Origin of the sequence: Mucilaginibacter sp. (genome assembly GCF_025359345.1) — a bacterium.
Taxonomy (GTDB): Bacteria; Bacteroidota; Bacteroidia; order Sphingobacteriales; family Sphingobacteriaceae; genus Mucilaginibacter.
In genome coordinates this window covers 122,435-145,327 of the sequence record NZ_JANYGQ010000017.1, presented here as the reverse complement: position 1 = coordinate 145,327, position 22,893 = coordinate 122,435, and the positions used below count along the sequence as shown (strand labels likewise).

20 protein-coding genes are annotated in these 22,893 nt (G+C 42.7%); 6 read left to right on the top strand and 14 right to left on the bottom strand.

From position 1 onward, the window contains the following. Positions 1 to 58: 58 nt before the first annotated feature. The 5 genes from Q0R52_RS09760 to Q0R52_RS09740 form a co-directional block, all read right to left on the bottom strand. On the bottom strand, positions 59 to 295 hold the full coding sequence (locus Q0R52_RS09760; RefSeq protein ID WP_295794365.1) for a hypothetical protein: 237 nt from the start codon (positions 293 to 295) through the stop codon (positions 59 to 61). 55 nt (positions 296 to 350) lie between these two features. After that, positions 351 to 1,580 carry an MFS transporter gene (locus tag Q0R52_RS09755; protein WP_295794363.1) on the bottom strand — a complete coding sequence of 410 codons (1,230 nt, stop codon included), beginning with the start codon at positions 1,578 to 1,580 and terminating at the stop codon, positions 351 to 353. A gap of 32 nt (positions 1,581 to 1,612) precedes the next feature. Further along, entirely contained in the window at positions 1,613 to 2,245 is a 633-nt protein-coding gene (locus Q0R52_RS09750; RefSeq protein WP_295794362.1) for a hypothetical protein, read from the bottom strand. Between the two features lie 21 nt (positions 2,246 to 2,266). Next, positions 2,267 to 2,431: a hypothetical protein gene (locus Q0R52_RS09745; RefSeq protein WP_252792188.1), complete on the bottom strand. Its 165-nt coding sequence runs from the start codon at positions 2,429 to 2,431 to the stop codon at positions 2,267 to 2,269. A gap of 80 nt (positions 2,432 to 2,511) precedes the next feature. Then, positions 2,512 to 5,148 carry an OstA-like protein gene (locus Q0R52_RS09740; RefSeq protein WP_295794360.1) on the bottom strand — a complete coding sequence of 879 codons (2,637 nt, stop codon included), beginning with the start codon at positions 5,146 to 5,148 and terminating at the stop codon, positions 2,512 to 2,514. 50 nt (positions 5,149 to 5,198) lie between these two features. On the opposite strand from Q0R52_RS09740, the gene tilS reads away from it, so the two are divergent. Then, positions 5,199 to 6,533 carry a tRNA lysidine(34) synthetase TilS gene (gene tilS, locus Q0R52_RS09735; protein ID WP_295794358.1) on the top strand — a complete coding sequence of 445 codons (1,335 nt, stop codon included), beginning with the start codon at positions 5,199 to 5,201 and terminating at the stop codon, positions 6,531 to 6,533. 90 nt (positions 6,534 to 6,623) lie between these two features. Then, complete coding sequence (locus tag Q0R52_RS09730; RefSeq protein WP_252792191.1) at positions 6,624 to 7,103, top strand: hypothetical protein; 480 nt, start codon at positions 6,624 to 6,626, stop codon at positions 7,101 to 7,103. A 141-nt stretch (positions 7,104 to 7,244) separates the two neighbouring features. Here Q0R52_RS09730 and Q0R52_RS09725 read toward each other — a convergent pair whose 3' ends face one another. The 4 genes from Q0R52_RS09725 to Q0R52_RS09715 form a co-directional block, all read right to left on the bottom strand. Beyond that, positions 7,245 to 8,795 carry an Rne/Rng family ribonuclease gene (locus Q0R52_RS09725; protein ID WP_295794356.1) on the bottom strand — a complete coding sequence of 517 codons (1,551 nt, stop codon included), beginning with the start codon at positions 8,793 to 8,795 and terminating at the stop codon, positions 7,245 to 7,247. Between the two features lie 202 nt (positions 8,796 to 8,997). Continuing rightward, a complete protein-coding gene (locus Q0R52_RS29330) occupies positions 8,998 to 9,087 on the bottom strand; it encodes a hypothetical protein (RefSeq protein WP_008506795.1) in 90 nt (29 codons plus the stop codon). 22 nt (positions 9,088 to 9,109) lie between these two features. Continuing rightward, positions 9,110 to 9,985, bottom strand: coding sequence for a tetratricopeptide repeat protein (locus Q0R52_RS09720; RefSeq protein ID WP_295794354.1), 876 nt, complete (start codon positions 9,983 to 9,985; stop codon positions 9,110 to 9,112). A 9-nt stretch (positions 9,986 to 9,994) separates the two neighbouring features. Further along, positions 9,995 to 10,288 (bottom strand): HU family DNA-binding protein, encoded by a 294-nt coding sequence (locus Q0R52_RS09715; RefSeq protein WP_252792195.1) that lies wholly within the window; start codon positions 10,286 to 10,288, stop codon positions 9,995 to 9,997. Positions 10,289 to 10,468: 180 nt separating this feature from the next. On the opposite strand from Q0R52_RS09715, the gene mutY reads away from it, so the two are divergent. Beyond that, a complete protein-coding gene (mutY, locus tag Q0R52_RS09710; RefSeq protein ID WP_295794350.1) occupies positions 10,469 to 11,515 on the top strand; it encodes an A/G-specific adenine glycosylase in 1,047 nt (348 codons plus the stop codon). A gap of 27 nt (positions 11,516 to 11,542) precedes the next feature. Then, entirely contained in the window at positions 11,543 to 11,953 is a 411-nt protein-coding gene (ssb, locus tag Q0R52_RS09705) for a single-stranded DNA-binding protein (RefSeq protein WP_295794348.1), read from the top strand. Between the two features lie 52 nt (positions 11,954 to 12,005). Here ssb and Q0R52_RS09700 read toward each other — a convergent pair whose 3' ends face one another. Both Q0R52_RS09700 and Q0R52_RS09695 read right to left on the bottom strand, forming a co-directional pair. After that, positions 12,006 to 13,055, bottom strand: a complete 1,050-nt coding sequence (locus Q0R52_RS09700; RefSeq protein ID WP_295794347.1) for a PDDEXK nuclease domain-containing protein — start codon at positions 13,053 to 13,055, stop codon at positions 12,006 to 12,008. Between the two features lie 79 nt (positions 13,056 to 13,134). Next, positions 13,135 to 15,327 (bottom strand): DPP IV N-terminal domain-containing protein, encoded by a 2,193-nt coding sequence (locus tag Q0R52_RS09695; RefSeq protein WP_295794342.1) that lies wholly within the window; start codon positions 15,325 to 15,327, stop codon positions 13,135 to 13,137. A 204-nt stretch (positions 15,328 to 15,531) separates the two neighbouring features. On the opposite strand from Q0R52_RS09695, the gene Q0R52_RS09690 reads away from it, so the two are divergent. After that, positions 15,532 to 17,061, top strand: coding sequence for a serine hydrolase (locus tag Q0R52_RS09690; protein ID WP_295794340.1), 1,530 nt, complete (start codon positions 15,532 to 15,534; stop codon positions 17,059 to 17,061). A 133-nt stretch (positions 17,062 to 17,194) separates the two neighbouring features. Beyond that, positions 17,195 to 19,696, top strand: a complete 2,502-nt coding sequence (locus Q0R52_RS09685; RefSeq protein ID WP_295794338.1) for an ATP-binding protein — start codon at positions 17,195 to 17,197, stop codon at positions 19,694 to 19,696. 23 nt (positions 19,697 to 19,719) lie between these two features. Here the strand turns inward: Q0R52_RS09685 and Q0R52_RS09680 are convergent, their stop codons facing one another. The 3 genes from Q0R52_RS09680 to Q0R52_RS09670 form a co-directional block, all read right to left on the bottom strand. Continuing rightward, complete coding sequence (locus Q0R52_RS09680; RefSeq protein WP_295794337.1) at positions 19,720 to 21,054, bottom strand: sigma-54 dependent transcriptional regulator; 1,335 nt, start codon at positions 21,052 to 21,054, stop codon at positions 19,720 to 19,722. Between the two features lie 87 nt (positions 21,055 to 21,141). Then, positions 21,142 to 21,456: a hypothetical protein gene (locus tag Q0R52_RS09675; RefSeq protein WP_295794335.1), complete on the bottom strand. Its 315-nt coding sequence runs from the start codon at positions 21,454 to 21,456 to the stop codon at positions 21,142 to 21,144. Positions 21,457 to 21,713: 257 nt separating this feature from the next. Continuing rightward, complete coding sequence (locus tag Q0R52_RS09670) at positions 21,714 to 22,838, bottom strand: glycoside hydrolase family 76 protein (RefSeq protein ID WP_295794333.1); 1,125 nt, start codon at positions 22,836 to 22,838, stop codon at positions 21,714 to 21,716. Positions 22,839 to 22,893 lie beyond the last annotated feature (55 nt).

The window sequence follows — 22,893 nt, the reverse complement described above, 5'->3', positions numbered from 1 at the left end:
TGCCGTAAGACTTATATCGTACAAAAAAAGTTCACCTGGTGAAAATAGGCACCACCTGTTAAAATACACCCAGTTCGCTTTTGTCCTTATCACCGTAACCCCACTCTTCGCCCTCACCAAGTTCGGGGTAGGCGTGCGTAGTATCAGTCAATACAAAATACACCGTAGCTATTAAAAACACCGGCGACACCAGGAACATGTAGGCCAGCAGGGTAACATAGTAGCCTGTGGCAAAAACAATTACATAAGCAACCAGGTAAATAGTTAGCATGCTAACTGCAGCTTTTGCATTCATGATAAATAATTTACCACGAATAACAAATCGATAACAGGTTATGTTTGAGCGTAGTTTACAATTTCTTTTTATGTTCGATATTAGGCAGAAACGCCGTAAAAATACCTATCAGCGGTAAAAACGCGCATATTTTAAACACATACTCAATGCTGGTCATATCAGCAACTTTACCCAATACAGCTGAGCCAAGTCCGCCCATGCCAAAGGCAAGTCCAAAAAATAACCCTGCTATTAAACCTACTTTACCCGGCACCAGATCGGTAGCATAAACCAATATGGCCGAGAAAGCCGACGACAGTATTAAGCCGATTACCACAGACAACACAGCTGTCCAGAATAACGGCACATAAGGCAGCAGCATGGTAAAAGGCGCCACACCCAGGATGGAAATCCAAATGATGTACTTGCGGCCAAAACGGTCGCCCAGCGGACCGCCGATAACAGTGCCGGCCGCCACCGCACCCAAAAACAGGAACAGGTAAACCTGCGAGTGTTGTATAGTTAAATGAAACTTATGGATAAGGAAAAAAGTGTAATAACTGGTGATGCTGCTCAGGTAAAAAAACTTTGAAAATATTAGCACCAATAGTACTGCCAGTGAAAACATTACCCGTTTGCGCGACAGGTTGTGGTTATGATATTCGCTGTGCACGGTTTTGTTTTTTGCGTTGTATGCCAGGCGGTCGCGGTACCATTTGCCAATTTGCAGCAATACTAATATCCCAACAAACGCAGCTATGCAAAACCATATTACATTAAACTGCCCGTAAGGCGCAATTATAATAGCCGCCAGCAAAGGGCCAATAGCACTGCCTGCATTACCTCCCAGTTGAAAAATGGATTGCGCCAGCCCCTTCCTGCCGCCAGAAGCCAAATGTGCTACCCGTGACGATTCAGGGTGAAATATGGACGAGCCCAGGCCGATAAAACCGACCGCTACCAAAATAGTATAGTAGCTTGATGCCATAGATGCAATTAATAAGCCCGTAAGGGTAAGCCCCATGCCTACCGGCAATGAGAATGGCCTTGGCTTACGGTCGGTATAAAAGCCAACAAAAGGCTGTAAGATAGAAGCGACAATTTGATAGGTAAACGCTATTAACCCTACCTGTGCAAAGGTTAAATGAAATTCTCCCTTAATTAATGGATAAATTGAGGGGATAACCGATTGCAGCATATCATTAATGAGGTGCGCAAAACTGATGGTAAACAGGATGGGGAATACTGTTTGTTGGGCAAGTTGTTTAGTGTCGGCGGTAAGCGGCAAAGGTGATTCGGTTTCCATGCGAATTTATTTGCGGCGAATATACCTGTTAATTAAGGAAATGAAATTTCATCGCGTGGGATAAAAAATCCTTTTATGCAATTCATATTGCGAATACATACCTGGATATGGCTCTTTTCCAAAATTCCTGCACCTGCGAATGCAGGGCCCCCTTCGGTAAAAACGCCGCGGGTTGAGTCGAATATTTTTGTGGTACTGAAATCGTTATCGGCTATTTCCTTGTTATAAAGCTTAATAGTTCTGTTGTGCATATATTCAATAACCGCACAATCTAAAATCCTTAGTAATTTATCATGATGTCTGTCTCCGGTAGCGTCAATATTTTGTGGAAGATTTTTACCAGCTATTTCATACCCTTCCTTCATCATTTCATGGTATTGCTTTATAAGCCGTAAATATTTAGAATCTAAAAAATCGCAACAGTGGCCAAGCTGCAATATAGCTCCGAGAACGGCTGGGTTTTTAATTTTTCCGCCTGTCGCCTTTTGCTCTGCCCATTCCATCGCACGCGTATAGTTGTTTTCCCAAAAGTACATCCCATGGCCTAACCAATCGTGCGGTTCTCTGCTTATTTCAATATTGTTGGGATTGTTTATCAGATGGTCACGTACACTTAAATCGCAACCGTGAAAACCAATAATACTATTGGGCCGGATATCATACATAGTAAGGCAGGTTCAATACTGTTATTTCTGTTCTAAAATGGCATAAGGTTTAGTAAACTTTCCTTTTTTTGTTAAGATACCCGCATCATGAAGGGATGCGATTGCCTCTTTTTTGGTCATTTTTTTAACCTCTTCAAGCTGCATTTTAGCTATATCCATTAGCTTTTCAAAATCCTTGTCGCTCATTTTGTAAGTATTATATTACAAATGTAATAATTCCATCGAAGAAATATTGAAGTGTAATCTTCAATTTTATAAGCTCATACCTATTGTTCGGTGGTTTTTTTCAAAACCGGCTTACCATTTACCGAATCTTTTGAGGCTTTGTTGCCGGGTAGTTTTACCGGAGCACCCTTAAGCAGGCTGTCTTTCGCCGATTTTATCGCCGGCGATTTTTGAATCATCTTATTCACACTATCGGCAACGGCTTTTACCCCCGGCAATTTTGAGGGTAGTTTATTTAAACTATCCTTGGCGGCCTTAACACCCGGCAGTTTCTGCAGCGACTTAGCTGTAGTATCTTTAACTGCTTTTCCATCCGGCAATTTTTTATCTCCCGCTTTGCCAGCCTTTGCTTTTTCCTTTGCAGCTTTCGCTTCAGCCTTTTTGGTGTACGAAGGAATAATCGACTCCTTCGAGATGGGCCGTTCTTTTGGCTTCCATATAAAGCCTTTTAGTATTTTATCATCATCCACAACTTTAGCAATAGGCGTGTATTTATGCTCCGGTTTTAAATAAAACCCTATACGGGTTGCCTGGTTGTTCTCAAAATCAACACTTATGCGGGTGCTTAATGACCGCTCCATACCGGTTACTTTTGTGCTCCCGCTGTCGCGTGCAAAATAAATACTTTCAGCATTGCCATCAATAAACATCTGGTGCAGCTTATCATCCTTAAAATAGCCGCGCATTTTTTTGCCGCCCGTTTGGTTAAAATGTACGGAGTCATCCTTCTCAATATTCACAATAAAGGCATGCGGGAACATCGTCATGTTGTCCATCTTTTTATGCTTCATCTGCATATACACCGTGTCACCGGTTAGTTGCGAGCCCTGGGTCCATATAATCGGGTTCACATAACAGCGAATGGTGGAATCGGCATTGCTGTAGAACATCGAGTCCGCTTTGGCTTGCAGATCCGATTTAAACATTTTAAAGTGATGGTGGCCTATTACAATACGTATACGCGCAGTATCAAGCGGTTCAAGCTTCTTCGCCATGGTAACCGAGTCGTCAAACTTCTTTTTTCGAAGGCTATCGGCCAAAAGTTGTCTTTTGCTTGGTGCGGGCGGCGCCTTTTTTACCACTGGTTTGGGCTTGCCAAAAAAATCGCGATGGTGAAAAGTAGTATCCAATGGCACGCCTGCCGGCACAGCTGTTAAAAATTTCGATTCCGGCACTTTCTTCTTCGGCTTCGCCGAAGTATCCCTTATATGCGCCAGTCGTTGTTTTTCCTGGTATATCTTTAAGTCCTTATAAGTTAAGATCCGGGTTTCAATCGTATCTGCCGACATATAAACCGAATCGCGTTTAAGGCGGCTCGTATCTTTCTTTACAACAGTAGTAACAGGTTCCTTATCATACACCGGCTGCCCACGCCTCAATGGAGTTATCCCGGGCTTGGTCACCGGTTTTGATTTCCCCGGAATTATTTTGGCCTGCACCGTTTTCAAATTATTGGTTTTTACATTAACCGGCGGCTTTTTTACAACGGAGTCTATCTTTTTACGGATAACATCGGTATCGGCATGCAGCTTTTTAAGTACGGTATCAACTTTCAGCTTGCCATCTTTTATCAAGGCCGGGTTATATTTGCGGGTATTGGCAACAGTGTCTGTCTTCCCGGGCACGGTTTGCTTTATCAGCTTCGCCATGTTAATGGTGCCCTTATTTTTGCCGGGGTTTATCTTAAATACCGAATCGGCTTTCCTAACAGAATCAGCTTTCGCCAGCGAGTCGGTTTTAGTGGTATCTTTTTTTTCCGTAACAATAATTATGTAAGGGTCTTCGGTCATTACCGTTCGCTCTTCATCTTTAAAGTACGTACCTAAATTGCCTTTGATGGTGGTTTTCTGTTCCTTGTCGGTAAACGTTACATGTTTAACTGCCCGGCCATAGCCTTTCAGCTTATCATAAAACAAACTATCGCCTTTTAAGGATTTTGTGCCCGAAGTATAAAGGTTGTTTTTCCCGAAAGCCGCCTGCTCCGTAACCGTATTATATTGCCCGTTTTCCGTGTAAAGCGTGTCCCTGTCCTTTTTAGCGGTATCGCTCTTTTTGGTCTTTGGAGTTTTGTCTTTGCCGAGGCTATAAATATGCGTTGGCCCATAAAAATAGGCAATTTTAGTACCTGTATTATACCGCATTGTATCGGTTTTAACCAGTGCATCGGGTGTAGTGAGCGATACATCATAACGGAAATACGAGTCGCGGGTAAAGGCAAAGTAGTAGCCATTTTTACTTAAAAGCGTATTATCTTTGTTCACCAGCTTGCCCCCATCGGTATAGGTACCAATGCGTGTGGCCGTGTTGTAGGTTAAATGATTAGTAGTAAGCGTGGCGTCTTTATCAACCATTTTTACGTTGTCGGTAAGTATGGCTATTTTCGTGTTACCGTTATAATTCAGCTTGTCCGAAAATATGTGCAGCGTGTCGCCCTGGTTTATTACCACGTTGCCAAAGGCATCGAATGCGTTATCCTGCGGATAAAAGTAGGCACTATCTGAAGTGAGGGTGCTGAAATCCTGCTTAAAAGTTCCCTGGTAAACTTTAATCAAATCTTTGCCGTTGCGCTTCACTCCAAATGTCTCCCGCGATTTTACCAGCGTGACCGACGATTTTTTCTGGCAAAATGCGGTCGCCGAAAAGCACAATAACAGGACGAATAAAACGTATTTCCTCACGCTCGCAAAATTAGTTTTTTGTTGGGGTTTTAAATTAATAATTTTGATGGATGCTGCCGGTTAAAAATTTCACTGATTTTATCGATCAAAATTCACTTTTTGACGGGCAAAGTAAAATACTTGCAGCCGTTAGCGGGGGTATGGACTCTGTTATCATGGTTCATTTACTCAAATCGGCAGGGTATAATTTTGGTATTGCTCATTGTAACTTTCAGCTTAGGGGCGATGAATCAACCGGCGACGAACAATTTTGCCGCCAGCTGGCACAACAACTTGATGTATCCTTTCACTGCACTAGTTTTGATACTTTAACATTTACCGCTGATAACAAAGTATCAACTCAAATGGCTGCCCGTACACTCCGTTACCAATGGTTTGAAAAGGTTAGGAAACAGGCGGGTTATTCAGTTATTGCGCTTGCACACCACCAAAACGATGCAATTGAAACAATATTGTTAAACCTTACCCGCGGTACCGGCATTGCCGGCTTGCATGGCATTTTAGCTAAAAATGGCCTGCTTGTACGGCCCTTATTATTTTTAGGGCGCGATGATATTCACCAACTGATAAGTAACTTACAAATACCGTACCGCGAGGACAGTTCGAATTCATCAACCAAATACGCCCGCAATAAAATACGGCTCGAAGTTATACCGAAGCTAAAGGAACTGAACCCGGGCCTTGAGCGTACTTTTGAAAATAACCTGCAGCATTTCAGGGAACTGGAGATTTTGCTTAACCTGCGGGTGGCAGAATTGCAGCAAAAAGTGGTTATAATTGACGGGGGCGAAAGTCATATTTTTCTAAAGGACATTATTGATTTAGAGCCCAAACGCCTGCTGCTTTTTAACCTGCTGCAGCCCTATGGCTTTAATGAAACCAGCATTGATGACTTAATTTCGGCATTGGGCAAGCACTCCGGCCGGGTTTTTAACTCAGAAAATTTTAAGCTGATATCAGACCGTGAGCGGCTTATTTTAACAAAAAAGGAAGTTGGCCAACAACAGGAAGTGCTGATCAATATACACGACCGGGAGATTAACTATGGCCGTTATAAGCTGAATGTTTTGCATGACGATAGTCCGCTAATCGTAAAAAACAACCCGATGGCTGTTTCAATTGATGCAGGGTTATTAATTTATCCCTTAACTTTGCGGCCGTGGCAGCAAGGCGATTCTTTTGTCCCGTTGGGGATGAAGGGTCGCAAAAAGGTAAGCGATTTTTTTATTGGCGAAAAAGTACCGATACATCAAAAAGAGCAAATACCGCTGCTGATAAACGGCAATGGTGATATTGCCTGGCTGGGCGGTTACCGGCTTGCCGATAATTATAAAGTTACCAAAGACACCAAAAAAGTAGTTATATTCGAATTGATTTCGATTTGAAGGTTTGGCAATTTGAAGATTTGAAAATTAAATTTCATCTTTAAATCGTCTTATCATCAATTCTTCAGATCACTTCATTTTCAAATCAAAATGGACAAACCGGATTTCGTTGAGAAACAATACCTCGGCAGGGAATTTATACCAATAACCATCCGCCTGGTATTGGCTATGTTTTGCTTTGCGGCTTATTTTTTTACCGACGAGCGCGAGCGTAACGGCGGCCTGCTGGCTATTGTAGGCTTCGCCATTATCATCATATCCATCATCATGGGTTTCCTGCTGCATTTCCGCATCCGTGTTGAAAATAAAAGCATCATGCTTGATGGGCTCTGGACCACCCGCCTGGTAAAAATAGATCTGAACAGTATTGTAAAAGTTGAAAGAAAAGAATACAGCAGATATTTATTCAACAACCCTGTTTATAATCTCCATTCAAAAGGTACTATCCGCTTTTATTGCGCAGGCAAAGAAGCCCTTCACCTTACCGACCGCGATGGCCTTATCTATATCATCGGCTCCCAGCATGTAAATGAATTTTTAAGGTCGATTAAGGAAGAGATGAAAAAGTAATTTTTGATTTGAAGGTGTGTTGATTTGATGATTTGAAAATCGCCTTTTATAATCCAAAAATCTTCTGATAAACAAAATGTGCAAACCCCTTTCGAAATTTGCACATCCTGCATTTTTTTCATCCACGCTGGACAAATCTATCTAAAGTTTTATCTCTTCATCTTTCCCTGAAAAGAAGTGGAACTCAGTAATCTGGTAAGCTGGGTTGCTCTTTACCTTTATCCACTGGTTGTATTTTACAAACCATTTTACCTGGCGGTTTATAAAGCCTTTTTTAATGTAAGCCTCGATGTACGGGTGAACGCACAGCGTAATATTTTTTGCGTTTTGCTCAACCAATATGAAGTTAAAATTAGTCTCGATATCATCAAGCAGTAAAATAGTAGGCCTGATGGTGCCGGTTCCGTTACAGGTTGGGCAAACTTCGCTGGTAACAATGTTCATTTCCGGGCGAACGCGCTGGCGGGTAATTTGTACCAAGCCAAACTTGCTCGGCGGCAAAATAGTATGTTTTGCACGGTCGTGTGCCATTTCTCCGCGCAGATAATCAAACAGGTCCTTTCGGTTGTTTGGCTTGTGCATATCGATAAAGTCGATAACCACAATGCCGCCCATATCGCGCAGCCTGAGCTGGCGGGCAATTTCTTTGGCAGCCTCTTTATTTACCTGGAATGCGTTTTCTTCCTGGTTTTCTTTATTGGCTGTGCGGTTTCCGCTGTTTACATCGATAACGTGCAGGGCTTCGGTGTGCTCAATAACCAGGTAGGCGCCGCCCGCAAGGTTTACTGTTTTACCAAAAGCACCTTTTATCTGCTTGTCAATACCGTAGTGCTCAAATATGGGCACACTGTTTTTGTGGAAACGCACAATACTCTCCAGATCCGGCGATATTTCATGAACGTACGACCGCACTTCTTCGAACATGCTGTTGTCGTTCACATAAATATGCTGAAAATCGGGATTTAAAATATCGCGCAAAAGGGTCGAGGTCCGGTCAATTTCGCCAAGCGCTTTTTTTGCGGGCTCGATAGATGGCAGGCGCGTAATGAATGATTCCCACTTTGATATTAAATCAAGCAGGTCCTTTTGCATTTCGGCAACACCTTTACCTTCTGATACGGTACGTATAATTACGCCAAAATGCTTTGGCTTAATACTTTCAACAATTTTACGCAGGCGGGTACGCTCGGTGTTGCTCTTTATCTTTTTCGAGATAGAGATAACTTCCGAAAACGGCACCAATACTACGTATCGTCCGGCAATAGATATATCTGAACTTAAGCGGGGGCCTTTTGTTGAAATGGGCTCCTTAGCTATCTGCACAGGTATAAGCTGACTTTTCGATAATAATTCCGAGATTTTACCCCCTTTATTAATATCCGGATCCAGCTTAAAATTATCTAAAAGCTTTGACTGGTATCCCCCGCTACGTACTTGTTTGGTTAGCTTAAGCAGGCTTTGTACCTGCGGCCCCAAATCAAGGTAATGCAAAAAGGCGTCTTTCTCGTAGCCTACATCAACAAAGGCTGCATTTAGCCCTGGCATAATCTTTTTGATACGGCCAAGGTAAATATCACCAACAGTATAATTGTTGCTGATTTGCTCTTTATGAAGTTCTACAAGCTGTTTGTCCTGTAATAATGCAATAGTAGTCCCGCTGGGGGATGAATCGATAATTAATTCTTTTATCAACTGCTACTCCATTTCTTAAAGCGGTTATACAACCGCACGTTAATTAGTGGGTAAAAAACAACTTTGCCTGTAATACAAACAGGAAAATAAGCATGGGGTAAGTGTTTAGTCCTAAGTCTATAGTCTTAAGTCTAAGGTCTCCACCCAAACTAAAAAGGGCTATCGACTTAGGACTTAAGACTACCGACTAAAAAAACACTGCTTATTTTTTCTTATGTCTGTTTTTTCTCAAACGCTTTTTACGTTTGTGGGTAGCCATTTTGTGTCTTTTACGTTTTTTACCGCTGGGCATAATAATAATTTTTAATGTGTGATTAATTCTTCAATTCTTTTATGTAGTCGTCAATCTTCTGATCAAAAGTTGGATCAGTAACTAATTCCTTACATTTTTGGTAAGCTGCAATAGCTTCCTTTTTTTGTCCTAATTCCTTGTAGCTTTCGGCCATATAAAAATACGGGCCAGCTTCAGGCTGTTGTTCAATTACAGTTTTAAACCTTGCGATAGCTTTATCAAACTGACCGCTTTTCATGGCGAACAAGCCAAGGTTTAAATTTGCATTCCGATTTTTAGGGTCCTGCTTTACCACGTCAAGCAACAGCATTATACCCTGCATCGGCGAGCCGCCGTCAGGGTCGGTAATACCAGAGCTCGTTTGGTTTACATAGGCAATACCTAAGCCGGTTTTGGCATCAAGGTCGGCAGGTTTTAGCTTTACAGCATTTTTATAGTTCGCAATTGCGTTTACTATAAATGTTGGCTGTGCTGCTGTGTCCTGGGCAGTGCGGTAGGCTTCGTTAAAACGGTTGCCGGCATTTAACCAGTCTTCAAACTTGTTTTCCTTTTGGGCAATATCTTGGTAGTAAAAAGCGGCCGGTGCAGGCTGATTTACATCATCCCACAACTTTGCTAGTTTTTTCTGCAGGTTAAGTTTATCAGCGTCAGATGTTGCACTTTTAAGCTGGCCCTCAAGGTCATTTATCTGTGCAGATAACGAGGGGCCAATTAAAATTTTGGCAGCTCCTGATACAACTGATACATCAACCTTGCTAACGGGTTTACTTTGGTTTACAGTGGCACGGGAATGTCCCGGGTCATCTTTAGCCTTAATCAACCCCTTTACAGGCATTAAAAACAAACCGCCCATAATAGCGAAAACTATTACCAGTACAGCTATTTGTTTCTTATGCATTGCCTTAAATTATTTTGTAATCTTGTTGCCGGTCCTAACTTTATCAACAAAGGTCTTTGCTGGTTTAAAGCTTGGTACAAAGTGTTCCGGGATAATGATGGCAGTATTTTTCGAAATGTTACGTGCTGTTTTTTTCGCTCTCTTTTTTACAACAAAACTTCCAAAACCTCTTACGTATACGTTTTCACCGCCCATCATTGAGGATTTTACTACTTTAAAAAACGCCTCAACAGTTTCCTGCACGTCTACTTTTTCTATTCCTGTCTTTGACGAGATTTCAGTTATAATTTCTGCCTTAGTCATATCTGCTTTTTCTTTTATTTATTATACAATTACTTAACTGATTTGGGGTTGCAAAAGTATCTCTTTATTACTAAAGATTGAAATAATTAACATATTTTTTTTATTACATGCTGTAATTCAGTTAAAAGCCTCAAAAATTATCTATAAAATGGTGTTAATTGCTTAGTACTTTTACACCCCATGAATTTTAACCACGAACTGCTAAACTGGTACCTAAATAATAAACGCGATTTGCCCTGGCGCAACACCACCGATGCCTACGTAATTTGGCTATCGGAAATTATTTTACAACAAACCCGGGTTGAACAGGGAATGCCCTATTTTAATCGTTTTTTAGAGAAGTACCCTACAGTTACCAGTTTCGCCGCGGCCAGTGAAGATGATATTTTAAAACTGTGGCAGGGCCTGGGCTATTACTCCCGGGGTCGCAATATGCTTAAAACTGCGCGACTGGTTCAGGAGCAATACGACGGCATTTTCCCGCAACGTTATGACCAGCTTATAAAACTTACGGGTATCGGGGAGTATACGGCCGCGGCTATCTCATCGTTTTCCTCAAACGAGGCGAAGGCAGTTGTCGACGGCAATGTATACCGGTTATTGGCTCGCTACCTTGGTATTGATGAGCCTATAAACAGTACAAAAGGCAAAAAAATATTCCAGGAGGCTGCAAACGATTTACTTAATAGTGAAATGCCCGGCATCCACAACCAGGCAATGATGGAGTTTGGCGCGGTAATTTGTAAACCAAAAAATCCGGCATGTGGCATTTGCCCTGTGCGCACCGGCTGTTATGCTTTTACTCATAATGCAATAAACAGCCTGCCTGTTAAACTAAACAAAGTGAAGGTGCGTGAGCGCTTTTTTAATTATTTTTTGGTCACCGACAGCTACAGCGTGTTGGTAAACAAGCGCGATCAAACTGACATCTGGGCAAATATGTACGATTTGCCATTGATTGAAACCACTGCCTTACTTACACCCGAAGAATTATTTAACGGTGATAAGGTCACAGAATTCTTTGGTGCTAATTTAAAAATCAGCGAAATATCGCCGCTAAAAAAACATGTGCTTACCCATCAGCGACTGTACGTTCGTTTGATAACACTCCAAAACAAGCCCCTGAAATTACAGGAAAATTGGTTTTATACACCCGTCGAAAACCTTCAAAAGTTAGCTATTCCCAAAATCGTATTTATATTTATAAAAAATATTTTTAATTTGTAATATATTTTTTGTTGCTTTACAATATATATGTCAGGCGTAAATAAGGTTATTTTAGTGGGCCACCTGGGGAAAGATCCTGAGGCCCGTACTTTAGAAGGTGGTGTTTCAGTAGTAAGTTTCCCACTTGCTACATCCGAAAGTTTTAATAAAGATGGCCGTAAGATTGAACAGACGGAATGGCACAATATTGTGATGTGGCGCGGTCTTGCTGATGTTGCAGCGAAATTTTTACAAAAAGGAAAGCTTGTTTATATAGAGGGGAAGCTGCGTACCCGTTCGTTCGAGGATAAAGAAGGAATAAAAAAATACACTACCGAGGTAGTTGCCGAAAACTTTACTTTACTCGGGCGGAAGACTGATTTTGAAAATGACGGTGTTGCAAAACCCGCTCCAAAAGATTTAACCGCCACCGCCGGAGACGATAATATAGCTTACTAAACCAATTGCAGATAATTATAGTAAAGCCACACGGGGTTACCGGGTGGCTTTTTTATTCTGGTTCGCTAGAGTTTTCGATTTGTTTTTTAGAAAACTCGATTGTCTGATGTAGCTTTGCCCTTAATAATTTCTCATCCGGTAATTCAGTAAAGTATTCCGCTATTTTGATGCCCGCTTTATCCAATTGTAATAATTCAATCTGTTCTTTATTCCCTTCCGCACAAAGGATTAATCCTAATGGGGTTTCTTCCCCATCTTGCATTTCATTTTTTTCAAGCCATCGCAAATACAATTCCATTTGTGATTTATATGCTGCTTTAAATTTCCCCAACTTTAGTTCTAATGCTATAAGTCGTTTTAGTTTGCGATGATAGAAAAGTAAATCAAGCTTAAAATCCTCACCGTCTATAATCATTCTTTTTTGGCGCTCTACAAAGGTGAAACCTTGGCCTAGTTCAAGGATGAAGCGTTCAAGTTCTTTCAAGATTGCATGTTCTAGGTCTTTCTCACTGTAAGTATTTTTTAATCCCAGGAAGTCCAAAATATAAGGATCTCTGAAAACAAGGTCCGGGGTTAAGTTATCATTGTTACGTAGGTTGCTTAGTTCATCTTTTATTAACTGTTTAGGCCTTTTGCTTATTGCTGTCCGTTCAAATAACATGCTATCTATTTTTTCACGCAGCACGTTTACGCTCCATCTTTCTACCCGGCACATTTCTGCATAAAATTCTCTTTGCAAAGCATCTTTCAATGGTATCAAAGCAATAAAGTGCGACCAACTTAATTGTCGTAGCGCCGATACGACAATCTTTTCATCCGGAAAAACCGTAGCAAATTGCATCATTCGCCTTAAGTTTTTATCGGAAAAACTTGCTCCATATTTATCTCCCAATTGTCGTGACAGCGTTACGACAATTTGTTTTCCATATTCAGCGCGCTTATTTTCAAGAATTTCATTGTTGATAAGCGTCCCAATATTCCAATAAAGCAATGCTAAAGCCGTATTAGCTGTATAAGCAATCCGCAGTTTGCTTTCCTCGATAAGCTGCGAAATATCAGAAAGAAGTTTTATTTCAGGGTTTATTTTTTTGAGTTTTGACATTAGCATTTAACCATCTTTATTTGCATAAAAAAGCAAATAATCTTTCGATTATTTGCTTTGCTTCTTTCCAATCTTAGTCCTATCTACCTCCCGGCGGACAGTGCTCTTTCAAATACTGTGTATAAAGCGTGCGCAGGTGCAATGTTGTTCCCGGCCCTTCATATATCCCGTGTGTGCGGTTAGGATACGACATCAGCTGGAATTGCCTGTTGTATTTTACCAACTCGTTAATCAGCATTTCAGCGTTTTTATAGTGTACGTTATCATCGCCGGTGCCGTGTACGTAAAGCAGGTTGCCGCGCAGGTTTTTGGCATAAGTAATAGGCGAACCCTGTATAAACACCTGCCTGCTTGCTTCGTCAATGGGTACACCCATGTAACGTTCCTGGTAAATATTATCATAAGTAAGTTGCCAGCCAACTGCCGCCACAGCTATACCTGTTTTATAAATTTCAGGATGCTGAAACATCAGGTTAAGTGTGCACGAGCCGCCGCCACTCCAGCCCCAAACCGCTACCCGGCTTGAATCGACATAAGGCCATTTCAAAATCTCTTTTGCGCCCATGGCCTGGTCCTGTATGTTAACTATACCAATTTTTTTGTAAATTGATTTGCGCCAATCAGCGCCTTTCGGAGCAGGAGTGCCCCTGTTATCAAGCGAAATATAAATATACCCATCATCAGCCATACTACCCACATACTCGCCGTTTCGGCCCGTGCCGTAACTGTCGGTTACCGTTGCACCTGCCGGTTCGCTGTACACAAAAAATACAACCGGGTATTTTTTGGTTGGGTCAAAATTGGTTGGTTTCACCATCCAGCCATCCATTTCAACGCCATCAACAGTTTTCACCTTAAAAAACTCCGGCTTGTTTTTGGCATCGGTGTTTAATTTAATAGCCGTTCCGTTAATGTGCTTATGGTCGGGCAGGCTTACTACTTCGCTCTGGTATGGCGTGTAAATATTCGAAAACGTATGCAAACCAATTTTTCCGTTCGGCGATATTTCATAGCTATGTGTGCCTGGCTCATCCATAGGCGTTACGCGCTCGGCGTTGCCTCCGCTTAATTTTATACGATAAAGGTATTTTTGGGTAGCGTTATCGGGCGAAGCCATAAAATAGATATAACCGGTTGCCTCATCAATCAGATCAAGCGCCTCTACATCATAATTGCCTTTGGTAATCAGCGTTTCCTTGCCATCACGGTCAATTTTTGATATGTGCCTCCAGCCGTCTTTTTCACTTATCCATAAAAAATCTTTGCCTTTATTTATCCATTCCCAGCCAACTGGATCGCCACCGTTCCAGCGCGCTTTGCCGTCAATCCAGGCCTTGTCTGTTTCTGTGTGAATGGCCCTCGCTGTTCCGTTTGAAATATTCGCAGTGAAAATTTTGCTTTCAGTTTGGGCACGGTTCAGTTGCTCCAATATAATCTCGTTGGGGCTGGTTGTCCATTCCATACGCGGAATATAATGCTGTATGGCATCGCCGGGAATGTTCATCCAGGTAATTTTACCGGTAGTAACGTCAACAACTGCTATTTTACATTCGCTTGGGTTTTCACCCGCTACCGGGTATTCAACCGGCACCACGTATGGATAAATAGAATCGGTAGTATTAAGCATCAAATACTTTTTGGTATTTGCCGCATTTATTTGCCAGTAAGCAATGTTATGGCTATCAGGCGACCAGCGGAAACCATCCCTGCAATCCAATTCTTCTTCGTATGCCCAGTCAAAAGTTCCGTTAATGCGTGTTTGGCTACCGTCGGTGGTTAGCTGTTTAACTGCACCGGTAGCAAGGTCTTCGGTGTAAATATTATGCTCGCTAACATAAGCCGCCTTGGTACCGTCTGGCGACAGTTTGGCAAACATCAGTGATGACTCGGGCCTTGCGGTACCCAATTGTTTTAAAGTTTTTGCAGCAAGGTCGTATACCCAATAATCGCCCCGGGTATTGTAGCGCCAAACCCTTTTGGTATTGGTAAAAATCAGCACCTTTTGCCCGTCATCCGAAAGGTAGAAATTAGCTACTTTAAGCGGACTTTTGCCCTGCGGTGTAAGCATTTCGTTGCTTACCAAAACGGTTTTCTTGGCCGGGTCGCGGGTATCCAATTCTACAATACCGTTAGCCTCTACGGCGCGGTAATACTGGTAGCCGTCGGCGGCCCAATGTGTTCTCCCCCGCTGGGCTTTTACCGCCAGCTGGCATAGCATCAGCGCTAAAAAAAACAGGGGTATCAGTTTTTGTTGATAAGTTTTAATATTCATGTGGTCAGTTTTTAGCTTAATTTTATTTTACGGTAATGCGCCCGTAAATTTTGCGTTAAATTAGTACATTATCAAATGAATCACTAATTGTCACGAATTAATTCGAATTACACGAATTGAAAAAATTGAACTAAGCTGGCGGCGTGAATTCGTGAAATTCGTTCTAATTCGTGATAATACGTGCTTATTATAAATACCTGTGTAATGAAAAAAATATTTGTGAGTGTGGTTGGTCTTTTAAGCTGTGTGATGGTTAGTTATGCACAACGTATCGACAGGAGTAAATTTATTAAAGATAGCCTCGATTTTTATATCAACCGCTCCCTCACCAACTGGCGCATTCCCGGCGCTGCAGTATGTATTGTTAAGGATGGCAAAATTGTGCTGATGAAGGCTTACGGTATTAAAGAGCTTGGCCTGCCTGCCCAGGTTGATATCAATAGCCTGTTTATGATAGGCAGCAACACCAAAGCCTTTACTGCCACCGCACTAGCCATGTTGCAAACCAATAAACAGCTTTCGCTTGACGACAAGGTTAACAAATACCTGCCGCAATTTAAGCTGGAAGGAAAACCCGCCGACCAGGTCCTCATTCGCGACCTGCTGTGCCACAGGCTGGGCTTCCAAACCTTCCAGGGCGATTTTACTTTTTACAACACCAACTTATCCCGGGCCGATATTATACAGCGGCTGGGCATGCTGAAAACCGTTTACCCTTTCCGTACCAAATGGGGTTACACCAATGCAGCATTTTTAACTGCGGGAGAAATTATTCCGGTGGTAACCGGCAAATCATGGGAGGTGTATTTAAAGGAAAACATTTTTGCTCCGCTGGGCATGACCAATACTGTAGCCCTGAGTGCCGATATGCCCAAATCATTAAACCGCACTGTACCACATACCCTGATTGACGGCCGGTTATCGCCCATACCCTATTGCCAGATTGACGGCCTTGCACCAGCCGGCGGAATAAGCTCATCTATAAACGACATGAGCAAATGGGTACTTGCCCTGCTCAGCGATGGCAAGGTAGGCCAAAGGCAGGTAATACCAACCGCCGCCATAAACGCCACCCGCGAGGCACAGGATATTATGGGCCGTGTAAAGCATTTAAATGGCGAAACCAATTATGAGCTGTATGGCCTTGGCTGGATGATACAGGATTATTCGGGCCATCACCTTATTATGCACGATGGCGGAGTAAATGGTTACCTGTCGTCGGTAACACTGGTGCCGCAGGACCACCTCGGTATAGTTATTTTAACCAATACCGACCAGAACAACTTTTTTGAGGCCCTGCGCTGGGAAATAATGGACGCCTATTTTAAAATGCAATACCGCGATTACAGCGATACGTATTTAGCCGAATTTAAAAACGATGCAGCTGTTGAGCAGGTGGCTGATAAAAAACTGCGGGATTCAGTTGCCCTGAATTTAAAACCGGCCTTCCCCCCGTCAAGCTATACCGGCAAATATACTAACGACCTTTATGGCAGCATGACGATAACACAAGGTGAAAACAACGACCTGGAAATTCGCTTCGAACATCACCCTAAAATGTATACTCACCTGCAACCACTGGGAGGTAATCGTTTTTATGCTACCTTCTCCGATCCAACATTGGGTAAGGCGGTGTTCCCGTTTATTGTTAAAAATGGCAGTGTAAAGGGCATAAGAGTTAAGGTTGCCGATTTTGTGGAAAGGGATGCGTATGATTTTACGAAAGCCAACTAATCTCCTGTAAAGTAAACAAGGATAAAAGTAAGAAATAGATTTTCCTTGCCGTTGTGGCACGAAAAAACGCCTATTTCATCAAAAAAAACACATATTTCCTGTTTTTGCGTTTAGGTATAATTGTTTAACCATTATGCCAACGCACAAACCAAGGTTTATACAATCGGTAAAAGGGAAAATAATTATTGCAGCCATACTGGCCTGTTTTGCCCTGTTTTTGGCCTGGAGCACCAGCAAGGGCGCTTTTACCGCTATGCTGGATGCCTTTGAAAATGTATCTGCACCAAACGACAAGCTGCGTTTGGTTAACGACCTGTCGCGCGGTATTGCCCGTATCGACCAGGTACAGCGCGCCCGCTCAATCAACAACCCCGACAAATATTACGGTTTCAACGATTCAAAAAAACTCATTTTAAAAATAGATACGCTGCAAACGCTTTACCCTGTAAAATCGGCACAGGTACGCCGGCTCAACACGCTGAAAAAACTGTTGCACGATCGCGACCGCCTGTTTGTAAACTACCTGAAAGTGCGCGAAGGACTTATCGACAATAAATCGTTTTCGGCGCAGGTTGAAGGGCTGAATGAAATTGTGGCCCAAAGTTCGCAGCAGGCCGACAGTATGGTTACCACCACCGAAAAGAAAACATCAACAACCACCGTTTACCCGGCTTACACCAGCGAAAAGAAAGATAACCGGAGTTTTTTTAACCGCCTGTTCGGCAAAAAGAAGGCAAAGGATACCGACTCATTAAAACAGCCTTTCCAGATAGTAAACGAGGAACTAAAAGTAAAGCACGATACCCTGGCAAAAGCCATACAGGACAGTTTGCTGAAAGGCCTCGGGCAAACCATGCGCGACCTTGAAAAAGTTCAGCAGGAAAAAAGTGCTGCGTTTGTAACCCGGGAGGCAGTATTGATTAAATCAAGTGAAAACATCATCGGCCAGATATTGTCAATTTTGAATAAGGTTGAGATAGAAGTTGTTATACAAACCGCCGAGAACAATATGGCGGCCAAAAATATGGTACAGGGCAGCATTAAGCGCATCAGCTTAATTATGCTGGCGTTTGTGATACTGATTGTTTTACTGGTTTATTTTATTTTGAGGGACATATCGCGTATAAATAAATATCGGAAAGAAGTGGAAAAAGCGCGCGACGAGGCTGAGTACCATGCGCAGGCAAAGCAGCGCTTCCTCTCAAACATGAGCCACGAAATACGCACGCCCCTGCAGTCGATAATCGGCTACGCCGAAATGGTTAAACAGCAAAAGCATCCGCAGCAGAAAGACATTGACGCAATTTATAATTCCAGCGGGCATTTAATGCAGATAGTAAACGAGGTGCTTGATTATAACCGCATCATATCGGGCAAGATCAGTTTTATAAACCAGCCGTTTAACATGCTGACGCTGCTGGATGAAACTGTTACCGTAATGCATTTGCAGGCCGAGAAAAAGGACATTGCACTTACCACCAATTTTGACGAGGCCATTTCGGTTTTTGTAAACGGTGATCCTTTTCGTCTTAAGCAGATACTTTTTAACCTGTTGGGCAATGCTATTAAATTTACCGAGCGGGGTGGCGTAGCTTTAACGGTAAAATGTAAACATGCCGGCAACTACATCGTTTTTCATTTCGATGTTACCGATACCGGTATTGGGCTGGCTGAAGAGGATGTCGACCGGATTTTTAAAGAATTTGAACAGGCTGGAGACGAAAAATTAATGCGCGTGGGTACCGGGCTTGGCTTACCCATAACCAAAGAATTGATAGAAAGCCAGGGCGGCGAAATAACCGTAAAAAGCAAACCGGATAAAGGAAGCAGCTTTAGTTTCGATTTGTCTTTCGAAAAAGCGCAGCAACCGGCAGGCCTTAAAAAACCTGTTACAAACGGGGGCGGAAACAATGATAAGGTTTGGATAATTGATGATGACTCATTCATCCTTGAACTATGTTCAAGGATTTTTGATCATAACCAAATACCTTACCGCTGCTTTAGCTCGCCGCACGAGCTGTTGGCTGCTAAATGGGATGCGGCAGTTAAATACCTGCTGCTCGACATCCGCATGCCCGAAATGAGCGGAATTGAGCTGTGCAGGTTAATGCGTAAACAAGTGCCGAATGATGTGATGATTTATGCCCTGACAGCCCAGGCGCTGCCCGGCGAAAGCGAAACAGTTTTGGATCATGGGTTTAATGGCCTGCTGATGAAACCCTTCAGGGAAAGCGAGCTGGTGGCATTAGTATCTGCGAACAAACATACTGGCCCCGATATACCACAGCTAAACCTCAAAACTATTGAAAAAATGACTTTTGGTGACCCGGAGCAAACCGCTAAAATACTTGCCCAATTTGCCAAAGACAGCCTGCACGATATTAAACAATTAAAGGCTGCGATAACTGCAGAGGATACAGAAAAGCTTTCGCTGATAACCCACAGAATTGCCGGCCGCACCGCACAAGCAGGCTCACGTGAACTGGCCGAGGGCTTCCGCCTTGCTGAAATGGAATTGACCGGAAAGAATGAATTAACACCAGCCCTTACTGAAAATATTTTGGCGCTTGTCGAAAAATTGCACACGCTGGCATTGGCTGCGAGGGAATATGGTGTGAAGGAAACCGTGGTGTAATTAAGGCTACCGATAAGAGCACCTTAACTATCCAGCCTGTATCGCTCAATCTTACTGTATAGCGTCTTCCTGTCTATGTTTAGCAATTTTGCCGCTTTTGATTTGTTGTATTTTACCTGGATAAGCGTTTTTTGAATCAGCTGCTTTTCATTTACCTCATTCTGGGCCTTTAAATCTGAATCACGGTTTTGAAGGATATGGTTTGATACTGAAAACAACATTTCATCAGGCAGGGTATCGGCCCCGGCAATTTCCGACTGGCTTAATAACACCATGCGCTTAATCACATTTTTTAGCTCGCGCAGGTTGCCCGGCCAATCGTATTTATGTAATATTTCTTTGGCATCGGGCGCTATGCTGTTTACGTTACGACCCAGTTCCCTATTTGCCAGTGTTATAAAATGTTTAATAAAAATGTCCAAATCCCCATCTCTAAACCGCAAAGGCGATAGCTGTATCTTAAATTCGTTAATGCGGTGATAAAGATCCTGCCTGAAATCGCCTTCGCTTACGCTGTTTACCAGGTCGTCGTTGGTTGCAGTAATTATCCGCACGTTAACAGGTATTTGTTTATTGCTGCCCAGCGGTTGTATCACCCGCTCCTGTAAGGTGCGCAGCAACTTTACTTGCACATCGTAACTCAAATTACCTACTTCATCCAAAAAAAGCGTACCGCCATCGGCATACTCGAACATACCTTTTTTGTCGGCTATTGCACCTGTAAATGCCCCTTTAATATGGCCAAAAAGTTCGCTGGCCGCTAAATCTTTTGATAACGCCCCGCAATCAATGGCCACAAAGGGCTTTGCCGCGCGTTTACTCTGACTGTGAATGGTACGGGCCACATACTCCTTGCCGGTACCGCTTTCGCCCTGTATCAATACAGCCATATCGGTAGGCGCAACTACATCTATATGCTCATGTAGTTTGTCCGAATCGTGACTGCTGCCTTTTATAAATTCCGGCTGCTCGTTCGATGTAGTTTGGGCTGGTTGCTTTTTCCCATTAAGTGCATTGTGCATTATCATCAGCAACTCATCCGGATTAACAGGCTTGGTAATATAATCAAACGCACCCGACTGAATAGCCTTCACTGCAGTGCGCACATCGTTAAAACTGGTCATGATAATAACCGGCACCACAGAACCCGTTTCGCGCTCTTTAATAAGCACATCGAGGCCGATACCATCGGGCAACCGGTAGTCCAGCAGTAATAAATCAAAGGGGTGTTGTGCAATAAGCTTTAAACCGCCTTTAATATTTGGTGCCGTAAGTATTTCGTGGCCCTGCTTTTGCAAAAACCCTTGCAATAATTGGACGAAAGTTAAATCGTCTTCAACTATCAATATTTTTGCCATAGGTAATATGGGTTGATGTATGGCAAAAATACAAAAGCCCCCGGTATATCGGGGGCTTTTGAGGGATAAAACAATATTAACTGAAATTTACTGAATCATTTTTCCGTCTTTGTCAAATTTTAGCGCCTTTGTTTCGGTACCTTTCTTAACATCAACTTCGTAATACTGAGCGGTGCCTGCGGTTACTGCAAAGGCATCTGTTGGTACCCATGTTTTAAAAACTTCGGTACCAAGCACAGTTTTTATAGGGTCGGGCAGGGCATCTAATTTAATAGGTGTTTTTTTACCGGTATCTGCCTGGCTAACAATCGCAACGTTTTGCACGTTGGTCTTTAAGGTATTTGCTTTTACTGAGGCTAAGCCTACTACTAATACTGCTGCTGATAAAATGAATCTTTTCATAATTACAATTTGTTTTTTAATATGATATGACTCAATAATGCATAATGGTGCCAACGATTAAAATACACACAAAAGACCTAAAAATCAGACAGTTAATAATTTCACACATAAATATGATTGTAGAGTTACTCCCCAACCTGCCGAAAAAAACAGCAATTTTCAATCGTACTTATAATGCAAAACAAAAAACAGCCCGGTTAAAAAACCAGGCTGTCGCGTTTAATTGTGTAATTTTCTATTTGCAGTCCTTTTATATTCTATTGCGATGGCGGGCAAATTTGCATAAAGGTTAAGGCGCTGCTTGCTTCGTACGATTGTATTACACCGGTTGGGCAGGCAACTGCATAGTTGCGATAAGTAAGGTCACGGGCCTTATCGCGGTTTGTCCATGCGGTGTTTACATTTTGCTGTATCCAGCTTAAGTATTGCTGTTGGCCGCCATCGTTAATTAGCATCATTATGTACTGGGCAAATATGGCCTTCAGCACACCCTGCTCGTTAAAATCGCCTTCCGCGGGAAGTATACCGTCAACGCACATATTATTTTTGGTGTAATCGGCTGCTAGTCTTGCATCAGCCAGGTAACTCGCATCATTTGTAATTTTATAAAGCATTACGGCAGCGCCAATAGCTGTGCCCTGGTTGTAAGTATAATTCTCGTAGCCGGGTGGATTGTTACCTATTTTATGGTCGGCCACCTGGCCATTAGTATTAAAGAGATTTGCTTTGGCCCATGCGTAAACCGATTTTGCCTTTGCAAGGTAAGTGGTATCCTTAGTAATTTGATACAGGCGCACCGCTGCAATTACCGTAGGATAATTTATGCAGGCATTTTTACCACTGTGCTGGAAATCCCAAAACATGCCACCGTTAACCGGATCGTACGAGCCATTCCAAACCCTGTTAAAACCCGCGATTGAATTTTGCAGATAGGCAGCGTTGCCGGTTAGCTGATTGGCTCGGGCCATGGCCGTTACCCACCACATCATATCGTCATAAATAAACCAGGTAGTGGTATTGTTCCAGTTATAATTGTCGTACTGGTTTGCCCCGCCGGCGTATATGTCGGTTATCATTTGCATCTGGGCGTCGCTCTTTTTGCGCTCATAAACGTCCATTGCCAAATCCCAGTAGATGGCCTGGGTCCATATCGCGCCAATACCGCTTTTGTCGGTGGCGTTGTAATAAAGTTTGGCGGTAGGGTTATAAAAGTATTTGTTGAATGCGGTATAAGCTGCGTCGGCATCGGCCGGCGTAAAATTTACCGGCTGAACAACCGGCACCGGTTTTAAGGATTGTGGCGCAGGTGGTTGGTACGATTTGCTGCAGCCCAGGCAGGCAAACCCTAAGGCAAGCAAAAAAATGTAAGCGTGGTTTCTCATAGTAAAGGTTTGTTTGTTAATAATTTGGTTTGTGTTTTTATTGGCTTTACAAGAA

Coding starts and splice junctions, on each gene's coding strand:
- Q0R52_RS09685 (WP_295794338.1), top strand. CDS start 17,195: ATGCCAACGCACAAACCAAGGTTTATACAATCGGTAAAAGGGAAAATA.
- Q0R52_RS09700 (WP_295794347.1), bottom strand. CDS start 13,055: ATGTCAAAACTCAAAAAAATAAACCCTGAAATAAAACTTCTTTCTGAT.
- Q0R52_RS09670 (WP_295794333.1), bottom strand. CDS start 22,838: ATGAGAAACCACGCTTACATTTTTTTGCTTGCCTTAGGGTTTGCCTGC.
- ssb (WP_295794348.1), top strand. CDS start 11,543: ATGTCAGGCGTAAATAAGGTTATTTTAGTGGGCCACCTGGGGAAAGAT.
- Q0R52_RS09720 (WP_295794354.1), bottom strand. CDS start 9,985: ATGCATAAGAAACAAATAGCTGTACTGGTAATAGTTTTCGCTATTATG.
- Q0R52_RS09745 (WP_252792188.1), bottom strand. CDS start 2,431: ATGAGCGACAAGGATTTTGAAAAGCTAATGGATATAGCTAAAATGCAG.
- Q0R52_RS09680 (WP_295794337.1), bottom strand. CDS start 21,054: ATGGCAAAAATATTGATAGTTGAAGACGATTTAACTTTCGTCCAATTA.
- Q0R52_RS09750 (WP_295794362.1), bottom strand. CDS start 2,245: ATGTATGATATCCGGCCCAATAGTATTATTGGTTTTCACGGTTGCGAT.
- Q0R52_RS29330 (WP_008506795.1), bottom strand. CDS start 9,087: ATGCCCAGCGGTAAAAAACGTAAAAGACACAAAATGGCTACCCACAAA.
- tilS (WP_295794358.1), top strand. CDS start 5,199: ATGCTGCCGGTTAAAAATTTCACTGATTTTATCGATCAAAATTCACTT.
- mutY (WP_295794350.1), top strand. CDS start 10,469: ATGAATTTTAACCACGAACTGCTAAACTGGTACCTAAATAATAAACGC.
- Q0R52_RS09760 (WP_295794365.1), bottom strand. CDS start 295: ATGAATGCAAAAGCTGCAGTTAGCATGCTAACTATTTACCTGGTTGCT.
- Q0R52_RS09675 (WP_295794335.1), bottom strand. CDS start 21,456: ATGAAAAGATTCATTTTATCAGCAGCAGTATTAGTAGTAGGCTTAGCC.
- Q0R52_RS09695 (WP_295794342.1), bottom strand. CDS start 15,327: ATGAATATTAAAACTTATCAACAAAAACTGATACCCCTGTTTTTTTTA.
- Q0R52_RS09715 (WP_252792195.1), bottom strand. CDS start 10,288: ATGACTAAGGCAGAAATTATAACTGAAATCTCGTCAAAGACAGGAATA.
- Q0R52_RS09730 (WP_252792191.1), top strand. CDS start 6,624: ATGGACAAACCGGATTTCGTTGAGAAACAATACCTCGGCAGGGAATTT.
- Q0R52_RS09755 (WP_295794363.1), bottom strand. CDS start 1,580: ATGGAAACCGAATCACCTTTGCCGCTTACCGCCGACACTAAACAACTT.
- Q0R52_RS09690 (WP_295794340.1), top strand. CDS start 15,532: ATGAAAAAAATATTTGTGAGTGTGGTTGGTCTTTTAAGCTGTGTGATG.